This is a genomic window from Gammaproteobacteria bacterium (genome assembly GCA_009845905.1).
In the GTDB taxonomy this organism is placed as follows: domain Bacteria; phylum Pseudomonadota; class Gammaproteobacteria; order Steroidobacterales; family Foliamicaceae; genus Foliamicus.
This window is the reverse complement of the sequence record VXYS01000013.1, coordinates 41,022-60,084: the sequence shown is the minus strand read 5'-3', so window position 1 is coordinate 60,084 and position 19,063 is coordinate 41,022. Positions and strand designations below refer to the sequence as shown.

General features: G+C 66.2%; 15 protein-coding genes. 12 read left to right on the top strand and 3 right to left on the bottom strand.

Annotated features, from left to right (window positions below; genetic code table 11):
- The first annotated feature begins 69 nt into the window (after positions 1-69).
- Genes F4036_11950 through F4036_11930 form a run of 5 tightly spaced genes read left to right on the top strand, consistent with a single transcriptional unit; the run spans position 70 to position 6,503 of the window.
- The gene (locus tag F4036_11950; protein MYK38453.1) at positions 70-1,641 is read left to right on the top strand and encodes a hypothetical protein; all 1,572 of its coding nucleotides are present in this window, start codon (positions 70-72) and stop codon (positions 1,639-1,641) included.
- Entirely contained in the window at positions 1,641-2,564 is a 924-nt protein-coding gene (locus tag F4036_11945; protein ID MYK38452.1) for an ABC transporter permease, read from the top strand. Before F4036_11950 ends, F4036_11945 begins: the two co-directional genes overlap by 1 nt.
- Complete coding sequence (locus F4036_11940; protein MYK38451.1) at positions 2,561-3,400, top strand: ABC transporter permease; 840 nt, start codon at positions 2,561-2,563, stop codon at positions 3,398-3,400. The genes F4036_11945 and F4036_11940 overlap by 4 nt, the downstream gene beginning before the upstream one ends.
- Positions 3,397-5,013 carry an ABC transporter ATP-binding protein gene (locus F4036_11935; protein MYK38450.1) on the top strand — a complete coding sequence of 539 codons (1,617 nt, stop codon included), beginning with the start codon at positions 3,397-3,399 and terminating at the stop codon, positions 5,011-5,013. Before F4036_11940 ends, F4036_11935 begins: the two co-directional genes overlap by 4 nt.
- Positions 4,548-6,503, top strand: coding sequence for an FAD-dependent oxidoreductase (locus F4036_11930; GenBank protein ID MYK38449.1), 1,956 nt, complete (start codon positions 4,548-4,550; stop codon positions 6,501-6,503). The genes F4036_11935 and F4036_11930 overlap by 466 nt, the downstream gene beginning before the upstream one ends.
- A 163-nt stretch (positions 6,504-6,666) precedes the next feature.
- On the opposite strand, the gene F4036_11925 is transcribed toward F4036_11930, so the two are convergent.
- The 3 genes from F4036_11925 to F4036_11915 are packed head-to-tail and all read right to left on the bottom strand — an operon-like array spanning position 6,667 to position 10,434.
- Entirely contained in the window at positions 6,667-8,883 is a 2,217-nt protein-coding gene (locus F4036_11925; GenBank protein MYK38448.1) for a TonB-dependent receptor, read from the bottom strand.
- Between the two features lie 47 nt (positions 8,884-8,930).
- Complete coding sequence (locus tag F4036_11920; GenBank protein ID MYK38447.1) at positions 8,931-9,224, bottom strand: hypothetical protein; 294 nt, start codon at positions 9,222-9,224, stop codon at positions 8,931-8,933.
- 10 nt (positions 9,225-9,234) lie between these two features.
- A complete protein-coding gene (locus tag F4036_11915) occupies positions 9,235-10,434 on the bottom strand; it encodes a methyltransferase domain-containing protein (GenBank protein MYK38446.1) in 1,200 nt (399 codons plus the stop codon).
- 136 nt (positions 10,435-10,570) lie between these two features.
- On the opposite strand from F4036_11915, the gene F4036_11910 reads away from it, so the two are divergent.
- The 7 genes from F4036_11910 (at position 10,571) to F4036_11880 (ending at position 19,024) form a co-directional block, all read left to right on the top strand.
- Positions 10,571-11,581, top strand: coding sequence for a VOC family protein (locus F4036_11910; protein MYK38445.1), 1,011 nt, complete (start codon positions 10,571-10,573; stop codon positions 11,579-11,581).
- Positions 11,581-12,537 (top strand): VOC family protein, encoded by a 957-nt coding sequence (locus tag F4036_11905; protein ID MYK38444.1) that lies wholly within the window; start codon positions 11,581-11,583, stop codon positions 12,535-12,537. Before F4036_11910 ends, F4036_11905 begins: the two co-directional genes overlap by 1 nt.
- Positions 12,538-12,598: 61 nt before the next feature.
- Positions 12,599-13,387, top strand: coding sequence for a phosphoadenosine phosphosulfate reductase family protein (locus F4036_11900; GenBank protein MYK38443.1), 789 nt, complete (start codon positions 12,599-12,601; stop codon positions 13,385-13,387).
- Entirely contained in the window at positions 13,384-13,971 is a 588-nt protein-coding gene (cysC, locus tag F4036_11895) for an adenylyl-sulfate kinase (GenBank protein MYK38442.1), read from the top strand. Before F4036_11900 ends, cysC begins: the two co-directional genes overlap by 4 nt.
- Before the next feature lie 73 nt (positions 13,972-14,044).
- Positions 14,045-14,566, top strand: a complete 522-nt coding sequence (locus F4036_11890; protein MYK38441.1) for a formate dehydrogenase subunit gamma — start codon at positions 14,045-14,047, stop codon at positions 14,564-14,566.
- A 3-nt stretch (positions 14,567-14,569) separates the two neighbouring features.
- Entirely contained in the window at positions 14,570-16,114 is a 1,545-nt protein-coding gene (locus F4036_11885) for a formate dehydrogenase (GenBank protein ID MYK38440.1), read from the top strand.
- A gap of 27 nt (positions 16,115-16,141) precedes the next feature.
- Entirely contained in the window at positions 16,142-19,024 is a 2,883-nt protein-coding gene (locus F4036_11880) for a formate dehydrogenase subunit alpha (GenBank protein ID MYK38439.1), read from the top strand.
- The last annotated feature ends 39 nt before the right edge of the window (positions 19,025-19,063 follow it).

Genomic DNA, 19,063 nt, shown 5'->3' with positions numbered 1-19,063 from the left:
ATAGACTACGCCGCTCATGCGGCGATTGCCTGACGCGGCCCGTGCCTTCCGGCAGGCCGCCGCAGCACGATGACACGCCTTCTGGAATCTCGCCCGATCTTGCACGCCCTGAAGTTACGCCATGCCGGAACCGCGCTCTGTTCGTGCGTGATTCTTGCAATTGCGGGAGCCGGCAGCGCTCCGCGGGCAGGCGCGGACGAGACGCCGCTGCGCGTCGCAATCACGCTCATGCCGGCCAGCTACGGCGATCCGTTCCGGACCCTGGGCGTCCCGGGAGACTGGGTCTGGAGGCAGATCTTCGACCCGCTCACCGAAAGCGACGATGAAGGACGCATCGTTCCGCTGCTGGCCGAGAGTTTCGAGAACCTGGGCCCCAACACCTGGCGTTTCGTGCTGCGCGAGGGCGTGCGCTACGCCAACGGCCGGGCATTCAACGCCTTCTCGGCCAAGGAGGTTTTCGACTGGCTGATCAGCGACGAGGGCCGGGCGACGGTCGTGGGCTGGGAAATGCGACGTGTCAGCGAGGTCGAGGCGCCCGACGCGCGCACGCTGATCTTCACCACCTGGGAGCCGGACCCGGTCCTGCCCAACCGGCTGACCTCCGCGATGATGGTCGAGCCGCAGGCCTGGCGCGAAATGGGCCGGCACGGATTTTCGCGCACCCCGGTGGGCACGGGTTCCTACCTGCTCACGGACTGGCAGAACCGCGACGGCGCGGTAGTGCTCACGGCCAACCCGTATGCCTGGCGGCCGCCAGGAATTTCACGGGTGGAGATGTATCCCCTGCGCGACCACGCTTCCCGTTTGCAGGCGGCCCTTTCCGGCCAACTGGACGTCATCATGTCCCTGCGCCCGGAGCAACTGAACATTTTCCGCGACCGCGGGTTTACGGTCCACGCCGATATCCTGCGTCAGATCCTGGCCTTCGCCTTCGACGTGACCGGGCACCCCGACTCGCCGATCGCGGACGTGCGCGTTCGCCAGGCGCTCAATTACGCCATTGACCGAAAGGCCCTCTCGGAAGACATCCTTCAGGGCTTTGCGCCGCCGGCCAGCCAGGGATCGGCGCCCAACGTGTTCGGCCACAACCCGCGGATCAATCCCTATCCCCACGATCCGGTGAAGGCCCGGGCGCTGCTCGCGGAGGCAGGCTACCCGCAGGGTTTCTCGACGACGGTGCAGGTCGTGACCGGCACCTATCCCAACGATCTGGAAATCTTCGCCAAGCTGCAGCAGGACCTGGCGGCGGTGGGCGTTGACATGGCATTCCGGAGGGTGCTGTTCTCCGACTGGATCCGCCAGTTCTTCCAGGGCGCATGGCGCACCGAACTGTTTACGATGGCCTGGAACACCGCGCCGCATAACGATGCGCTTCGTCCCATGGAGCAATACTCCTGCCTGAAGACCCGCCCGTTCTTCTGCGACGAAACGCTCCGGGCGGGACTCGTTGCCGCGGGCCGCGAAATGGACACCGGGCGAAGGGAGGCCCTGCTGCAGGAACTGGCTGTCGAGTTTCGTGAGCGCGCCGCCAGCCTGCTGCTGCTGGAATACGGCCATATGTGGGTGGTCGCGCCGGGCTTGAGCGGCTTCCGCGTGCGTACCCGCGCACCGGAACTCTACCGGGTAGAGCGGGCCGACTGATGTTTGCCGGCCTGGCCCAGCGCGCCGCGCGGCTGCTGATCCTGTTGCTGGGCGTAAACGCGCTGCTGTTCGTAGCGCTTGGCCTGGCCGGCGATCCCGCCCTGATGCTGGCGGGCGAGGACCCGACGCCGGAGCTGCTTGAACGGATTCGCGCCGAATACGGCCTCGACCTCCCGGCCTGGCAACGCTACCTGGTCCAGCTCGGACGCATGGCGCAGCTCGACTTCGGCGTCTCGATCTACTCCGGCCAGCCGGCCCTGGACATGGCGCTGGAACAACTGCCGGGCACGCTGCTGATGGCGGTGCTCAGCATGGGGTTGACCCTTGTCACGGCCATCCCGGCCGGCGTCTGGATCGGCCAGCGTCCCGAGGCCGCTTCGCGCCGACTGGGCGCCGCGCTGACTGCCGTGGCGCAGGGTATCCCCGGCTTCGTCATGGCGCTGGTCCTGATCCAGCTGTTCGTCGTGCGGCTCGGCTGGCTGCCCTCGCTCGGATATTCCCAGCCGGCCGCGTGGATCCTCCCGAGCATTTCACTGGGTTTCTTCCTCGCGCCGAAACTGTGCCGCGTAGTGAGCGCCGGCGTTGCCGAGGCGATGCAGGAGGACTACATAAGAACCGCCCGCGCCAACGGCGCCTCGATGCGGTTCATCCTCTGGCGGGAGGCGCTGCCGGCCGCCCTGCCGGCGGCCGTGGCGCTGATCGGCACCCAATTCGCCTTCCTGGTGTCCGGCGTCGTGCTGATCGAAACCCTGTTCCTGTGGCCGGGCATCGGCCTGTTGCTGCTGTACTCGGCCCAGAACCTGGACTTTCCGGTGCTTCAGGCGATCTGCTTTGTCGTCGCGGTGCTGGTGTTCGCGGTCAACGGACTTGCGGACGCCCTGTTGCGCCTGATAGACCCGAGGCTCAGACCGGCAACCCAATGACCGGTTTGCTGAACCGCCTGCTGGCATTACTCAGGGCGTCGCCCCAGCTGGCCGTCGGCGCCGCGGCGCTGGTCGGCTGGGTGCTGCTGCTCGCACTGAGCGGGCTGCTGCAGACGCACGACCCGCAGTTGGGCGACCTGACCGAGCGCTTCTCTCCGGCGGGCACGGCGGGCCATTTGCTGGGGACCGACAACCTGGGCCGGGACCTCTGGTCGCGGGTACTGTCGGGTCTTCCCTGGTCGGTGGGCGTCGCAACCGTTTCCTGCATCCTGGCGCTGCTGCTGGGCGGCACGCTGGGCATGTGCGCGGCGCAGTACCAGGGCTATCCCCGCACGATCATCAACCAGCTCGTCGACGCCACGCTGTCGTTTCCGGGGCTGGTGGCGGCGATCATCATCGTTGCGGTGGCCGGCCGGGGATTCTGGCCGCTCAGCATCACGCTGGGGCTGTTGAGCTGGCCCGTGTTCGCCCGCGTGGTCTATGCCGAGAGCCTGCGCCTGCTGGCCCAGGACTACGTGACGGCGGCCCGGATCATGGCGGTGAGCACTCCGCGCATTCTGCTGGGGCACCTGTTACCGGGGCTCCGACCGGTGCTGGCGGTTGTCTTCACCTTTCATTTCGCCGACATGCTGGTCGCGGAGAGCGCACTGTCCTTCCTGGGCCTGGGCGCGCCGCTGGGCGTTCCCACCTGGGGGGCGCTGCTGCAGGAATCGCGCGACTTTCTGATCGTCGCTCCCTGGCTCATGGCCGCGCCGGCCACCGCCATCGCCCTGCTGGTCGTGTCCATTCACCTGCTGGGAGACGGTCTGAGCGCACTGGACCGCGCCCGGCGATGAACGCATCCGTTTCCCTGCTGCGAATACGCGGACTGTGCGTGGATTTTCCGCGTGGCGGGAGGGTGCTGCACGACGTGTCGCTGGATGCCGCCGAGGGAGAAATCGTGGGCCTGGTGGGCGAATCCGGCGCCGGCAAGACGCTGGCGACGCTGTCCATACTTGGCCTGGTGCCCGCGCCCGGACGCATCGCCGACGGGAAGATAATCGTCAGGGACCAGGAAATGACGCAACTCGACGAGGAGGCGTTGAGGCCGTTGCGCGGCCGGATCGCCGGGTTCGTGTTTCAGGACCCATCGGCGTCCCTCAATCCGGTCCGCCGGATCGGCTCCGCGCTGATCGAGAGCGCTGTCCGCCATTCGGGGTTGTCCCGGAAACAGGCGCGGAATAGAGCAATCGAAGCCCTGCGTTCCGTCGAACTTCCCGAGCCGGAGTCGGCCTTGCGCGCATTCCCTCACCAGTTCTCGGGCGGCCAGAGGCAGCGCATCATGATCGCGCTGGCGCTCATCAACCGGCCGCCGCTGCTGATAGCCGACGAGCCCACGACGGCGCTGGACGCCGCGGTGCAGTCACGGGTCCTCGATCTGCTCAAGCGCCGTGCAAGGCGACATACGCTGCTGATGATCACCCACGACCTGGCGCTGGCCGCGGGCTTCTGCGACCGCCTGTACGTCATGCACGGCGGACGGGTGGTGGAACACGGGCCGGCCCGCGAGCTGTTCTCGAAACCCCGCCACGAGTACACCCGCTCGCTGCTGGAAGCGCTGCCGGGCAGGCGCGCAACGGCACCGAGGCGCGGCAGGCGCCCGCAATCGCGAGAGGCTCTGGCCGCCGTGCGCGGGCTTACGGTCCGCTACCGGGGCGCCGCGCAGGCGGCTGTGGAGAACGTGGATTTCGCCGTTCACGCCAACGAGACCGTGTGCCTGGTCGGGGAGTCCGGATCGGGCAAGACCACGATCGCCCGCGCGCTCGCCGGCGTCATCAGGGCAGCGCCCGGTCAACTGAGTTTTCCGGCCCTCGGGGACGAGCCGCCCAGCGCGGCGGTGCGCGCGCGCCACCTGCAAATGGTGTTCCAGGACCCCTATTCCAGTCTCAATCCCCGATGGCCCGTGGAACGCATCGTCGCCGAACCCATCCGGACCCACCGCCTTTGCAGCCGCCCGGAACAGAAGGCCCGCGTGGCCGCGCTGCTGAGCCGCGTCGGTCTGGATCCGCGGCGGATGAACCGGCGCCCGGCGGCGTTCTCCGGCGGGCAGCGCCAGCGAATCGCCCTGGCGCGCGCGCTGGCGATGAATCCGCGCCTGCTGCTTGCCGACGAGGCGCTCTCCGCGCTGGACATTCGCACCCAGGCGCAGATCCTGGCGCTGCTCAGGGACATACGCGAAGAGCGCAAACTGGCGCTTCTTCTGATCACGCACGATCTGACCCTGGCCTCGGAGATCGGCGACCGCGTGATCGTGCTGCGCCGCGGAAGGATCGTCGAACAGGGACCCGCGTCCAGGGTCATGAACTCGCCCCGGCACGAATACACCAGCGAGCTGCTCGCCGCGCAGGCGCGCTGGCGCCCGGGAAGTCCCCGGCAACAGGGCCGCCGCATGTACACTCCGGGGCTGTGAAACGTCGAGAACTGCTGAAAGGCGCGGGCGCCGGCCTGACCCTGGCGATCCCGGCCGTGCGGGCCGCAACGCTGCTGGAATCGCGATGGGATTTCATCATCGTGGGCGCGGGTACCGCCGGACTGCCCGCCGCCATCCACGCCTCGAGGCGCGGCGCCAGCGTACTGATGCTGGAAGCGGCGGACACGCTGGGCGGCACGCTGAACATGGCCATGGGACAGGTCAGCGCGGGCGGCACCCGGCTGCAGGACGATCAGGGTATCGTCGATTCGCCGGACCGCCACTTCGAGGACATCATGGAGATCACGTTCGGCGAGGCGGACCCGGAAATCGTTAGGCGCACCGTGGACCTCGCGCCGGATACGCTGAACTGGCTGCTCGACCAGGGCCTGGTTCCGCTTCCCGGTCATCCTGTGACCGGCGCGGCGCCCGGCCGGGCAGGCTACAGCGTTCCGCGGTATTTCTGGGCCGAGGAGGCCGGCAGGGCGATCCTGAAAGTCGTGCTGGAGGAACTCGACCGCGAAATGCCGCAGGGCAATATCGCCATCCGCACGAGTACCCGCGTGACCGGTCTGCTCACGTCCGATTCCGGCGCGGTGGAAGGCGTCCGGGCGGAGAGCGGCAACGAGGAATGGACCTTCCGGGGACGCCACATATTGCTTACCAACGGCGGTTACGCGATGAACCCGGACATGTTCGAACTGCTGACCGGCCATCCCGCCTATGCGGCCGGTTCCTGGCCGCATTCCCTGGGCGACGGACTGGACCTGGCCGTGTCCGTGGGCGGCTGGCTTCGGGGCCAGCACCTTCATCGAGCGGGTACCGGCTCCATCCTCACCGGGCCGAAGTTCCCCGCCAAGGTCTATGCGCGTTTCGCGACCGTGCCGCAGCAGAGGCTGCCCTGGGAAATCTGGGTCAATGATGCCGGGCAACGTTTCATTCGCGAGGACGAACCGCTGGTGCGCCCGCGGGCCCGCGCCGTGCTCGCGCTGCCGCGCCTGCGCTACGTGATCGTCTTCGACGAGAACATCTTCAACAGCGCGCCGCCCGGGCTGCCGCAGTTCAGCCGGGAGGAGTTTCTCGCGCATTGCGAGAACCATCCCATGTTCGCCCGCGCCGACAGCCTCGATGAACTTGCGGCGGCGGCCGACGTGGACGCCGACGGCCTTGCGCAAACCGTCCGCGACTACAACGATGCGGTCGCGAGCGGCGCGGACCCGCTGGGGCGCGAGCATCTGCCCGAGCCCATCGCCCGGCCGCCCTTCTACGCCATCACCCACCTGGGCAGTTCGGCCACGTCGTCAACGGGCGTGGCGGTGAACGATGCCCACCAGGTCGTGCGCGGCAACCAGGAGACCGTGCCGGGCCTCTACGCCGCCGGCGAAGTCCTGGGCTCCGGCGCCACTCTCGGCTCCACCTTCGCACCCGGGATGCTGCTCACCCCGGCGCTCTCCGTCGGCCGCTGGCTGGGAATGACCCTGCCCATCTGACCCCGTTATACGGGCGCTCCGATCTCGCCCGCCGTAGCCCCTTTGTGTGCCTCCCTCTCGAGGGAGCGTTGGAGCAGGGACAGCGAGAATCGAACCAGGATGGCGTCTCCCACGAGACGAAGGCACACAAAGGGGCGAAATCGAAGCGCCCTCGCTCCCGGGATCAGAAGATGTAGGTGGCGGTCGCTCCGATCTGCCGCGGGTCCGCCAGCGGATACTGGAACGCGCGCACGAAACCGGACGTGCGGGCGCTGTCGCCGCGCGGCAGGATGTTCTTGAAGTCCACGAAGCGGATCACGGTGGAAGGCGTGCGGTCGTCCGTCAGGTTGCGCACGAACAGCCCCAGCTGCCACTGGCCCACATCCAGCCCCAGCTTCAGGTTGATCAGGTTCTGATCGCCGCTGTGGGCATGATTGAAGATCTGCGCGTACTTGCGGCTGGCGTAGGCGTAGTCGGCGCGAACATAGGCGGTATTGGCGCCCGCCGGCCATTCGTAGCGGGCGAAGGCGTTGGCCATGTGCTTCGAGGCATTGGGCGTCTGGTTGCCGGCCACGGAGGGATCGCCGCCGGTGAAACGGGCCTGTTCCGAGAACTCGTCAAACTCCGTGAACGTGGCGTCGTTCAGCGCGTAGCCGAAGCCGGCGGTGAACTGATCGTTGAAGATATGCGCGACCTCAAGTTCCAGGCCCTTGCCCTCGGTTTCGCCGGCATTTGTCACGTACGACACCGGGCGGCCATCGCTGAGCAAACCGGTCGTCGTGAGTTGCTGCTTGGTCCAGTCGATGAAGTACACGGCCACGTTCAGGGTCGTGCGGCCGTCGTTCAGCGTGTTCTTGGTGCCCACCTCAAAGTTCAGTGACTCCTCTTCCTCGGCAAACCGCAGCGACGGATCCAGCAAGGGATTCGCATTGATGAAACCCGGCTTGTTGCCCACCGCAACCGTGCCGTAAATCATCCGGCCGTCCGCGTATTTCCAGTCCAGCGTGGCGCGCGGCGACCAGGTCTTGAACGTGTTCTCGATCAGAGGCAGCGTGGGGCGCGCCGGGGGATTGTCGTTGCCGATCTTGTCCGAGGCATAGCGCAGTTCCAGCGTGCCGGTGACCGTGTCGGAAAAATCCTGTGCGACCGATCCGAACACGGCCCAGTTGTCGGTGCGCGCCTCGCCCTGGTCCACCGTGCGGCCGTTCAGCCGGTCCTCGCGAAAATCGCGGCGGCTCTGATACAGGTACACCCCGCCCAGCACCCGCGTTGCGGATGCCAGGTCGGTGCTGATCAGCAATTCTGTGGACCACTCGCTGCGGTCGCTGACCGCGATCCGATTGAACGTTCCGCCCAATGCGGTCGAGTTGGACGTGATGTCCACGTCGTAACCATAGGTCGAATCGGCGCCGAAATAGCCCGTGTTGGAACGGACCGTGAACCCGCCCAGGTCCCACTCGAGCTGGGCCGAGGCGCGCCAGGCCGTCTTGTCGAGGCCGATATCGTCGCCGAACAGGTCCAGGTTCTGCTCGGTGCTTTCCAGTTCGGCCACTTCTCCACAGTAATACTGCCGCGCGATTTCCAGAAAACAGTTGTTGTAGGTACGGTCCTGCAGGGTTACCGCGGCAGCTCCGTCGTCGTCCTCGCCGTAGCCCAGGTTGAAGCGGGCGGTAAAGCTGTCGGAGGGACGCAGTTCCAGCGACAGATTCAGGTTGATCGACTCCTCATCGCCCACCAACTGGTTGTCCAGCGTGTTGCGGTAGAAGCCGCCGTAGGTGTAGTAGCGAACATGGGCCATGTAGAAGGCGGTGTCTTCGGCCAGGGCCCCGCGCGACAGGAAGCTGATCTCGCCCTCTTCATGTTCGGCCACACGCAGCGAGAACTTGTTTTCGGGCTCGTTGCTCCCGGTCTTGGTGATCAGGTTGATGGCCCCGGCGAAGGTCGCGCGGCCGAACAGCGCGGCCTGCGGCCCCTTGATCACTTCCACCCGCTCGACTATTTCGAACGGGAACGACAGAATCGAATCGTTGTAGAGCACGCCGTCAACGAAGATCGAGGCGTTGGCGCCGCCCAGGATCTGCGACTGCCCGCGGATGACCGGCCGGCTGCCTCCACCCTGCACGCCGTAGCGGTTCAGTTTCTCGAACGAGAACCCGGGCGTGAACTGGCTGATGTCCATGACATCGGACAGGCCCCTTTCGCTGATCTCGGCCGCCGTGAACGCTCTGATCGCGAGCGGCACGTCCTGGATCCGTTCTTCCTGCTTGCGCGCCGTTACGACGACTTCCTCGATTTCGCCGGCGCCCTGCTGCGCCGGCGCCGCCGGCGCGACCAGTGCAAGCGCGCAGGCGAGCATGCCGATTCGAATTTTCATAGGTTGTCCCCTGGACAGAAAAGCCATTGCAATATAACGAAAAACCGCCGGCAGGTCAGTACCGGGCGGAAGCGCTAGTCTTCGCCTTCCCGCAGTACGAAGTAGATGCGCTCGATGAATTCCTTGCGCTCCCGGTCCAGGGCGGCGCGCTCTTCGTCGCTGAACTCGTAGGTTTCCACGGCCGCGGCGGTGACGCCCGACTTGCCGAGCGCTTCGACGGCCGCGAGGCGCTCCCTGACCGCCCAGAGCTCCTGCGCGAGGCCCATCGTAATGGACACCAGTTCGTCGACGCCCTGGACATCGAAGAACCGCGGCTGCTTGCCGCGGGTCAGGTCCTTCAGCCGCGCCTCGGGGGGATCCTTGGGCAACGGCCCGGCCCTACTTCCAGGCGCCGAAGCAATACCAGCGGATCGAAGGCACCAGGCGGCCGGTGTTCTCGTCCACGGTTATGTCGTCCCGCGACACGTAAGCCTGAAGTTCCTCTTCGCCGTTGCGGGCAATGCTGGGCACGATGAATTCCACGAATTTCGACTCGTCGAAGCCCGCCGCCGTGCAGCAGTCGATCGGACGCATGTCGCGGAAAGCCTTGTAGTAGGGCTCCTGGTTGTAATAGCTGTCCCAGTCGAAATAGAAACTCTCGTACGGCACGGTGCGGCAGTTCGGGGGCAGTTCCATGTGCAGCATCAGCCCGCCGGGGCGAAGCAGCCGGTGAGCCTCGCGGAATACCGCGCGCACCTTCTTCGGCGGCAATTCGTGCAGGAACATCGACGACCAGACGATGTCGAAACCGGGCTCGCCGCCGAAATCGCATTGCGACGCGTCCATCTGCCGGTAATGAACCCGCGCACCCAGCACTTCGGCGCGAGCGTGGGCGTACCGCAACAGCGGTGCCGCCACGTCCACCGCGTGCACTTCCGCATCGGGAAAGGTGCGCGCCCAGGGCACGGTGTTCGAACCGATCGAGCAGCCCATGTCCAGGATGCGGCGCGGGCGCAGTTCCGGAAATTTCAGTGCAATGAAACGCGCGATGCTGGCGCCGATGTCGTCGCGGGCGCTGCCGAACAGCCCCATGCTGAACACGGCGGTGCCGTTGTCGTAGATCGCGCCCGCCGCCGCGTCATCGTGGCCGTATTCCGTGTGGTAGCAGCCCGGCATCATATGCACGTCGTGGTTGGCCACGTACGGCGGCGTTTCCAGCTCCGGGTCGAGCGTCACCGAACCGCCGTGTCCACCTCCATTGGCGCCCACGTCGGCGACCTTGCGGTTCAGGTCCTCCAGGTGGCGTTCCACCGTGGGGATGACCGAACGCCAGACGAGTTTCTGGCAGTTCACGCGCATGGCGGAATAGAAGCGGTAGGCGCGTTCGCCGCGCATGGCCCGGTGGACCTCAACGCCGTCTTCGGGCTCCCGGCCCTTTTCGCGAACGAGCGCCGGTTCCACCTTCCTGTGGTACGTCGCGCGCATCCCGTTTGCCAGGTCGCCGAGGATATGGCGGCGTATCTCGGAGACGAAACGCTGGCGCGACAACTCGTCCCGGGTGGGCTCGATCCGCAGGTCGTGGCGTACGTAATCGGTCATGACAGCAGTCCTCCGTTCCTCCGAATCATAATACGCACCCCCGGGGGCGTTGCAACGCCGAAGCGCGGAGTGCGCCGGCAATTGGGTTTAGACTAACCGCCGCCATACGCGGGGGACAAACACACAGAGGTATCTTGTGGCCGAGGAAATCATTGCGCCGGACGGGTCGCCGATGCGGGCGGCCGTTATCGGCTGCCGCGACATCGAAAAATCACTGGCCTTCTACCGGGACCGCATCGGTTTGTCGGTTCTCGCCGACGAATTGCTGAGCGGCCCGGCCTTTCGAAGATTCTGGAACCTGAACGGCGGAGCGTCCGCCCGCGGCATCCTGCTGGGGCAAGGCGACGAGGGCGTGGGCCAGGTCCTGCTGCTCGACTTTCATCTGCCCGAAGGCAGCGCCAGGCCCGTGGAAATTCGCGACCGCAGCATTGTTCGGGCCTACGGATGCTTCAATCTCAATTTCTATACCGCCGACATTCGCCGCGATTTCGAGGGATTGAAGAAAGACGGCTACGTGCTCTGGTCCGATCCCGTACAGCACTTTTTCGGGGACGACGTGGGCGACCCCATAGAAGGCATCTTTGAAGGACCGGACCGGGTGCCGATCAACCTCGTGGAACTCGCCACCCGCGACACGGCGACGCGGGTGGGCCAGATGCGCGCCTACGTGGAGCAGCGCGGCTACACGGACGCCGGTTTCACGCCCATCGTGACCAGTTCGCATGGCGTGGATTCCAGCGAACGTGCGATGGCCTTTTATCAGCAGGTGCTGAAAATGAGGCCGCTGATCGACGAGGTCCTGGGTTCGCCCGAATCCAACCGCATGCTGAGCCTGCCCGTGGACGCGAAGACCCGCGTCGTGTTCATGCAGGGCAACCACATGTTCGGCAAGGTGGTGCTGAGCCAGCCGCTGAACTACGAGTGCGAGTCCCTGATCGAGCGGGCCAGGGCGCCGAACATCGGCTATCTGGCCCAGGCCTTCGCGGTCGGCGACCTGGATGAGGCGGCCGGCCAGTGCGGCGCCCTGAAAGCCGAGGTCCTGAGCAAGCCGCAGGCCACTCCCTGGCCGGGTTCGGGCAGCGTTTCCGCGATGCTGGTCCGCAACCCCGGCAGCGGAGCGCTGCAGGTACTGATGGAGGACGCGTGATGAGCGTTTACGGCATGACGTCGGTGACCGTGGGCGTCAGCGACATGGACGAGTCGCTGGGCCTGTTCCGGGACGTTATGGGATTACAGGTGGAAAGCGACGGAGAAGCGCCGCGTGCGCTGCTGGATGCCTGGGGATTGCCCGGGAACGTGACGGCGCGGCTGGTCGTACTGTCCTGCGGTGGCTACCCTGCCGGGCACTTGCGGCTGGCGCAATACTCGCCCGCTCCAACGGAGTCGGTGCGCCTGGACCATGGCGCCGGCGCGGTCGACTCGTCCACCGACATCGGCCCCAAGGCGATCGACTTCTACGTGCCGGCGCCGATGAGCGCTGCCGTCGAAGCCATCACCGGAGCCGGGTATGGGTTCCGCTCGGAGCCGATCCGCTACGAGGTGGGCGACATCGAGAGCGAGGAATGCCTGTTCTCGGGACCCGACGGCGTTCCCGCCCTGCTCATGATCGGCCACCGCCATCCGCCCGAATCCATGCGCGAGTTGCCCGCCGGAGTGCGCTTCTCGGAAATCGCCACGACGTCGGTCGTGTGCGCCGACCCCGAGGCCGCCCGGCGGCTGTATTGCGACGCGCTGGGCATGGAGGCCGGGACCGACGCCTGGGTGCCGGAGGAAAACCTGGACCTCGCGCGCCGCCTCACCGGCGTCGGCACCGCGACCGGCATGTACTTCCTGCTGGTGGCGGCGCCCGGCGAACCCAGCGGCAAGCTCCTGTTCGTGCATTTCGCGGGCGTCCCGGGCAAGCGGCTGACGGGCCGGATGCGTCCCGGCAAGCTGGGCGTGAACCTGTTCAGCTACACGGCAAGCGAACTGGACGCCACGCTCGAGAAGGCCTGCAAGGCCGGCGCCACGCTCCTGCGGGGGCCGACGCAAGTGGGCGAAACGCGCGTGGCGCTGCTGCTGGGCGCCAATGAGGAATTGCTGGAGCTGACCGAAGAGGGCTGATTTGTCCACGGAAACGCGCCGGGACCCACCGGTCGATCTGCGCCGGCTGGAGTCCGGGGCAATGCGCATCGTGCGCGAAGCGGTGGAAGCGTTTGGCCGGCCGGTGCTGCTGTTCTCGGCCGGCAAGGATTCCGCGGTGATGTTGCGCCTCGCCCAGAAGGCATTCGCGCCCACGCTTCCGCCGTTTCCGCTGCTGCACGTGGATACGAACTGGAAGTTTCCCGAAGCCTATGAGTTCCGGGACCGAACGGCGGCCGAAGCGGGCATGAAGCTGATCGTTCATGTCAACCGGGAAGGACTTGCGCGCGGAATCGGGCCGTTCAGCCACGGCGCCGAGACCCATATCCGGGTCATGAAGACCGAGGCGTTGCAAGACGCCCTTGAACTCTACGGCTTTGACGTCATGATCGACGGGGCGCGGGGCGACGAGGAGCGCTTCAGGGCCGATTCGCGGCTCTCCGAGGGGCCCGCCGGCAGCGGCGGGACAATGCGCGTATTCCCGTTGCATGATTGGACCGAGATGGACGTGTGGCGCTATGTTCAGGCCGAGAACATACCGTTGCCGCCGCTCTATTTCGCTGCACCGAGGCCGGTGGTCCGGAGGAAGGGAATGCTGATCGTCCGGGCCGACGAACGAATGACGCTGGCGGACGGCGAGAAGCCCGGTATGCGGAAGGTGCGGTTCCGCACGCTGGGTTGCTGGCCATTGACGGGCGCCGTGGAATCGGAGGCGGTGGATGTTGCCGGCGTTCTGCGCGAGCTTCGCCGCGTCCGGACGCCCGAGCGCTATTGGCGCGCAGTCGACCGGCCCGCCGCCGAAGCAGGCAGGAAGCAGGAGGGGCGCCCATGACCGCGCGAGTCGCAGGCCGTGCCTCCGCCGGTAGTGAAAGTCGTCTGCGCGAAGCCCGCAAGCCCTGCATTCTCTGGCTGACCGGCTTGCCCGCCGCCGGCAAGACGACCCTCGCCCGGGAAATCGCCCGGAAGCTTGAAACACTGGGCGTCCGCGCCTTCGTGCTCGACGGCGACGACCTCCGCCAGGGTCTCAACAGCGACCTCGGGTTCAGCCGCGCGGCCCGCAACGAGAGCGTGCGCCGCGCCGGGCACGCCGCCAAACTCCTTCTCGACACCGGAACGATCGCAGTGGCGGCCCTGATCTCGCCCTTCCGCAAGCAACGGCAGCGAATCCGCGCGATGGCCGGCCCCGACCGGTTCGTGGAGATCTTCGTCGATGCGCCACTTCATGTGTGCGAACGGCGCGATCCGAAGGGGCTTTACGCCAGCGCGCGAGCCGGCGATATCCAGGACGTCACCGGCATCGATTCACCCTACGAACCGCCGGAAAACCCGGACATCCGGCTCCGGTCGGCGGAAAGCCCGCCGGGCGAACTGGCAGGCCGGGTGATCCGCTACCTGCACGAGAGAGAACACATTTGAGGTGGCGCGGCCCCAGCCGCGACATGCTGGAACATAAGGTAGGATTTCTGATCTGCCCGGAAGATGCGGGCGCATGGAAAATGACCGATCGGAAATTGCCTCGGAGTCGCTGTTGAGCACGCAGGGTGCAGGCAGCGGCGCAGGCGTGCGTGAGGCGCTGATCTCCGGGATAGCCGCGCGCCATGCGGCCCGACCCGGGGGATTGCTGCCAGCCCTGCACGCTATTCAGGACGAACTCGGCTACGTGCCTCCCGAGGCCGTGCCGACCGTGGCCCAGGCGTTCAACGTCTCCCGCGCCGAAGTGCACGGCGTCATCAGCTTCTACCACCTGTTCAGAACCACGCCGCCGGGCCGCAGGACGCTGTACCTGTGCCGGGCCGAGGCCTGCCAGGCCATGGGAGCCCGAGCACTGGAAAGACACACCAGGGAGCGGCTGGGCATCGGCTTTCATGAGACCACCGCCGATGGCCGGATCAGCCTGGAACCGATTTTTTGCCTCGGAAACTGTGCCTGTTCGCCAGCGGTGATGATCGATGATTTCGTGTACGGTCGGGTGACGCCCCAACGCATGGACGAATTGCTGGAAGAGGGCTGAACGATGGCGGTGGTGGAACACAGGGTCTTCGTTCCCCGCGATACCACGGCGCGGTCCATGGGTGCCGACGACGTGTCGGCCGCGATTGCGGCCGAGGCCGGCATGCGCGGCGAAGCCGTCACCGTGGTGCGCAACGGTTCGCGCGGCCTGTACTGGCGGGAACCCATGATCGAGGTCGAGGCAGGCGGCGTGCGTCACGCGTACGGGCCGGTGCAATCCGCCGACGTTCCGGCACTCTTCGACGCCGGATTTCTCACGGCGGGCCGGCATGCGCTGGGACTGGGCCCCACGGAGGAGATTCCCTGGCTCGCGGAGCAGTCCCGTCTCACGTTCGCGCGCGTGGGCATCACGGACCCGCTGTCGCTGGACGACTATCACGCCCATGGCGGCTACCGGGGGCTTGCCAGGGCCGTGGAACTGTCGCGGGACGAGATCATCGGCATCGTCACCGAATCCGGGCTGCGGGGCCGCGGCGGCGCCGCCTTTCCCACCGGCATCAAGTGGCGTACCGTGCTCAACGCCGAGGGCGCGCAGAAGTACGTCACCTGCAACGCGGACGAGGGAGATTCCGGCACCTATGCCGACCGAATGATCATGGAAAGCGATCCCTTCGTGCTCATCGAGGGTATGACCATCGCCGGACTTGCGGTCGGCGCAACGCAGGGCTACGTCTATCTGCGCGCCGAATACCCGCTGGCGATCCGGATCATGAACGAGGCCATCGCAATCGCGGAGGCGGCGGGCCTGCTGGGAAACAATGTCATGGACAGCGGCCAGACCTTTCACCTGGAGGTTCGCGAAGCCGCCGGGGCCTACATCTGCGGAGAGGAGACCTCCATGCTGGAGAGCCTCGAAGGCAAGCGCGGCGTGATCCGCTTCCGTCCCCCGCTGCCGGCGATCAAGGGCCTGTTCGGAGCGCCCACCATCGTCAACAACGTCATTACCCTGGCGTCCGTGCCGATCATCCTGGCCGAGGGCGCCAAGCACTACCGGGACTACGGCATGGGCCGTTCGAGAGGAACGCTGACCGTGCAACTGGCGGGCAACGTCAGGCGTGGCGGGCTGGTGGAGATCGGTTTCGGCCGCTCCCTGCGCGAGTTGCTGGAGGACTTCGGCGGCGGCACGGCCACCGGCCGGCCGATCCGGGCGGTACAGGCGGGCGGGCCGCTGGGCGCTTACATTCACCCTTCGCAGTTCGACACGCCGCTGGACTACGAAGCGTTCGACGAGATTGGCGGCATGATCGGCCACGGTGGCCTGGTGGTTTTCGACGATACCGTGGACATGGGCGAGCAGGCCCGTTTCGCCATGGAGTTCTGCGCCATCGAGTCCTGCGGGAAATGCACGCCATGCCGGATCGGCGCGGTGCGGGGCGTGGAAGTCATCGACCGGATCCTGAGCGGCGACGACGAGTCCGGCAACCTGCTATTGTTACGGGACTTGTGCGATACGATGATTGCCGGTTCGCTGTGCGCGCTGGGCGGAATGGCCCCCTTCCCCGTAATCAGCGTCCTGGATCATTTCCCCGAGGATCTGCGGCCACGCTGATCACCGGGGAAACGATGGAGACAAGTCATGAGTCGGTCTGAGACGGTACTGGTCTACGAGCCCTACCGGCGCCCTGCAGACCTGGGCGCACCGCCCAGCGAGTCCGCGTCGATGGTGCAACTCACCATCGACGGCAAGCCGATAACGGTTCCCGAGGGCACCATGGTCATCCGCGCGGCCGCGCTTGCGGGCGTCAACATTCCCAAGCTCTGCGCCAGCGACATGCTCGAGCCTTTCGGCTCCTGCCGGCTGTGCCTTGTGGAAATCGAGGGCGCCAAGGGTCTTCCGGCATCGTGCACCACCGAAGTGGCCGACGGCATGGAGGTGACCACGCAGAACCCGCGGCTGGCGGAAGTGCGCCGCAACGTCATGGAACTCTACATTTCCGATCATCCGCTGGACTGCCTGACGTGCCCGACCAACGGCGACTGCGAACTGCAGGACATGGCCGGCGCCGTCGGTCTGCGGGACGTGCGTTACGGATACGCGGGCGAGAACCATCTGGACATGGAGAAGGACGAGAGCAACCCCTACTTCACCTTCGATCCCAGCAAGTGCATCGTATGTTCGCGCTGCGTGCGCGCCTGCGACGAGGTCCAGGGCACCTTCGCGCTCACGATAGACGGCCGCGGATTCGAATCCAAGGTGGCGGCGAGCCAGGACCAGCCGTTCCTCGATTCCGAGTGCGTGTCCTGCGGCGCCTGCGTGCAGGCCTGCCCCACCGCGACGCTCACGGAGACTTCGCTGATCGAACTGGGCCAACCCGAGCATTCCGTGGTCACCACCTGCGCCTACTGCGGGGTGGGCTGTTCCTTCCGCGCCGAGATGAAAGGCGAGGAAGTGGTCAAGATGATTCCCAACAAGGACGGCCATGCGAACCACGGGCATTCCTGCGTCAAGGGACGGTTCGCGTTCGGCTACGCCACCCACAAGGACCGCATCACCGCGCCGCTGATCCGCGAGTCCGTCAGCGACCCATGGCGGGAAGTCTCCTGGGAGGAAGCCATCGGTTTCGCGGCCGGCAGGCTCAGCAAGATCCGGGAGAAATACGGCTCCAACTCCATCGGCGGCATCACGTCGTCCCGCTGCACCAACGAGGAGACCTACCTCGTGCAGAAGATGGTCCGCGCCGGATTCGGCAACAACAACGTGGATACCTGCGCGCGGGTGTGCCACTCCCCTACCGGATACGGACTGAAATCCACTCTGGGCGAATCGGCGGGGACACAGGCATTCGACTCGGTCCTGAAGGCCGACGTAATCATGATTATCGGCGCCAACCCTACCGTCGGGCACCCCGTTTTCGCTTCGCAAATGAAGCGCCGGTTGCGGGAAGGGGCCAGGATGATCGTCATCGATCCCCTCCGGATAGAGCTGGTGCGCTCCGCCCATGTCGAGGCGGACTGTCATCTGCAACTTCGCCCGGGCACCAACGTGGCCATCATCAATGCGCTGGCCCACGCGGTCCTCTCCGAGGGGTTGGAGGACAACCCGTATATCGAGGACCGCTGCGAGGCGGACGCCTACGAGGACTGGCGCCGATTCATACTCGAAGAGCGCAATTCCCCGGAGGCCATGGAAGAGGTCACCGGCGTGCCCGCGGAGGACGTTCGGGCCGCGGCGCGGCTCTACGCTGCCGGACCCAACAGCGCCATCTACTACGGGCTGGGCGTTTCCGAACACGCCCAGGGTTCCACCATGGTCATGGGGATCGCCAACCTTGCCATGGCGACCGGCAATCTGGGCCGCGAGGGGGTCGGCGTCAGTCCGCTGCGGGGCCAGAACAACGTGCAGGGCGCCTGCGACATGGGTTCCTTTCCCCACGAATTGCCGGGTTACCGGCATATCTCGGACGCCGAGACCCGCGGGCTCTTCGAGCGGGAATGGGGAGTGGAACTGTTGCCGACACCGGGTTTCCGGATTCCGAACATGTTCGATGCGGCGATAGCCGGAGATTTCAAGGGTCTCTATGTGCAGGGCGAGGACATGGCGCAGTCCGATCCCGATATCACCCATGTCTCCGACGCGCTGTCGTCGCTGGAATGCCTGATCGTGCAGGACCTGTTCCTCACCGAGACTGCGAAATTCGCCCACGTGTTTCTGCCCGGTTCATCATTCCTCGAGAAGAACGGCACCTACACAAACGCGGAACGACGGATTTCGCCGGTACGCAAGGTGATGAAGCCGCTGGCCGGCTACGAGGACTGGGAAGTGACCCAGTTGCTGGCCAACGCCATGGGTTGCCCGATGAACTACGGCCATCCCAGCGAGATCATGGACGAGATCGCGAGGCTCACGCCCACTTTCAGCGGCGTCAGCTACGACAAGCTCGATCGCCTCGGTTCCATTCAGTGGCCGTGCAACGAGGAGGCCGAGCGCGGCACGCCGACCATGCACGTGGACACCTTCGTGCGCGGCAAGGGACTGTTCCGTTTGACGCCCTATGTGGCCACGCAGGAACGCTCCACTTCCCGTTACCCGCTGTTGCTGACCACCGGACGTGTACTGAGCCAGTACAACGTCGGCGCGCAGACACGGCGCACCAGGAACGTGCAGTGGCACGGGGAGGACATCCTCGAGATTCACCCCCACGATGCCGAACAACGCGGTATTGAGCAGGGCGACTGGGTGGGACTGAAGAGCCGGGCCGGCGATACCGTTTTGCGTGCGGACATCACCGAGCGGGTTCAACCCGGAGTGGTTTATACGACCTTCCATCATCCGGAATCGGGCGCCAACGTCGTGACCACGGACAACTCCGACTGGGCGACCAACTGTCCGGAGTACAAGGTCACGGCCGTGCAGGCTTACAAGGTGACCCGGCTTTCGGATTGGCAGCGGCAGTTCGGGGAATTCACCGAAGAGCAGTTGGAGCACCTGCGCAAGGCGAGGACCCCCGTGTCCGCCTGAACTGTCCGCGGACCGGGGCCTGTTAACGCGATGCGACGC

Coding starts and splice junctions, on each gene's coding strand:
- F4036_11880 (MYK38439.1), top strand. CDS start 16,142: ATGAGTCGGTCTGAGACGGTACTGGTCTACGAGCCCTACCGGCGCCCT.
- F4036_11940 (MYK38451.1), top strand. CDS start 2,561: ATGACCGGTTTGCTGAACCGCCTGCTGGCATTACTCAGGGCGTCGCCC.
- F4036_11925 (MYK38448.1), bottom strand. CDS start 8,883: ATGGCTTTTCTGTCCAGGGGACAACCTATGAAAATTCGAATCGGCATG.
- F4036_11950 (MYK38453.1), top strand. CDS start 70: ATGACACGCCTTCTGGAATCTCGCCCGATCTTGCACGCCCTGAAGTTA.
- F4036_11900 (MYK38443.1), top strand. CDS start 12,599: ATGCGCATCGTGCGCGAAGCGGTGGAAGCGTTTGGCCGGCCGGTGCTG.
- F4036_11915 (MYK38446.1), bottom strand. CDS start 10,434: ATGACCGATTACGTACGCCACGACCTGCGGATCGAGCCCACCCGGGAC.
- F4036_11905 (MYK38444.1), top strand. CDS start 11,581: ATGAGCGTTTACGGCATGACGTCGGTGACCGTGGGCGTCAGCGACATG.
- F4036_11885 (MYK38440.1), top strand. CDS start 14,570: ATGGCGGTGGTGGAACACAGGGTCTTCGTTCCCCGCGATACCACGGCG.
- cysC (MYK38442.1), top strand. CDS start 13,384: ATGACCGCGCGAGTCGCAGGCCGTGCCTCCGCCGGTAGTGAAAGTCGT.
- F4036_11890 (MYK38441.1), top strand. CDS start 14,045: ATGGAAAATGACCGATCGGAAATTGCCTCGGAGTCGCTGTTGAGCACG.
- F4036_11935 (MYK38450.1), top strand. CDS start 3,397: ATGAACGCATCCGTTTCCCTGCTGCGAATACGCGGACTGTGCGTGGAT.
- F4036_11945 (MYK38452.1), top strand. CDS start 1,641: ATGTTTGCCGGCCTGGCCCAGCGCGCCGCGCGGCTGCTGATCCTGTTG.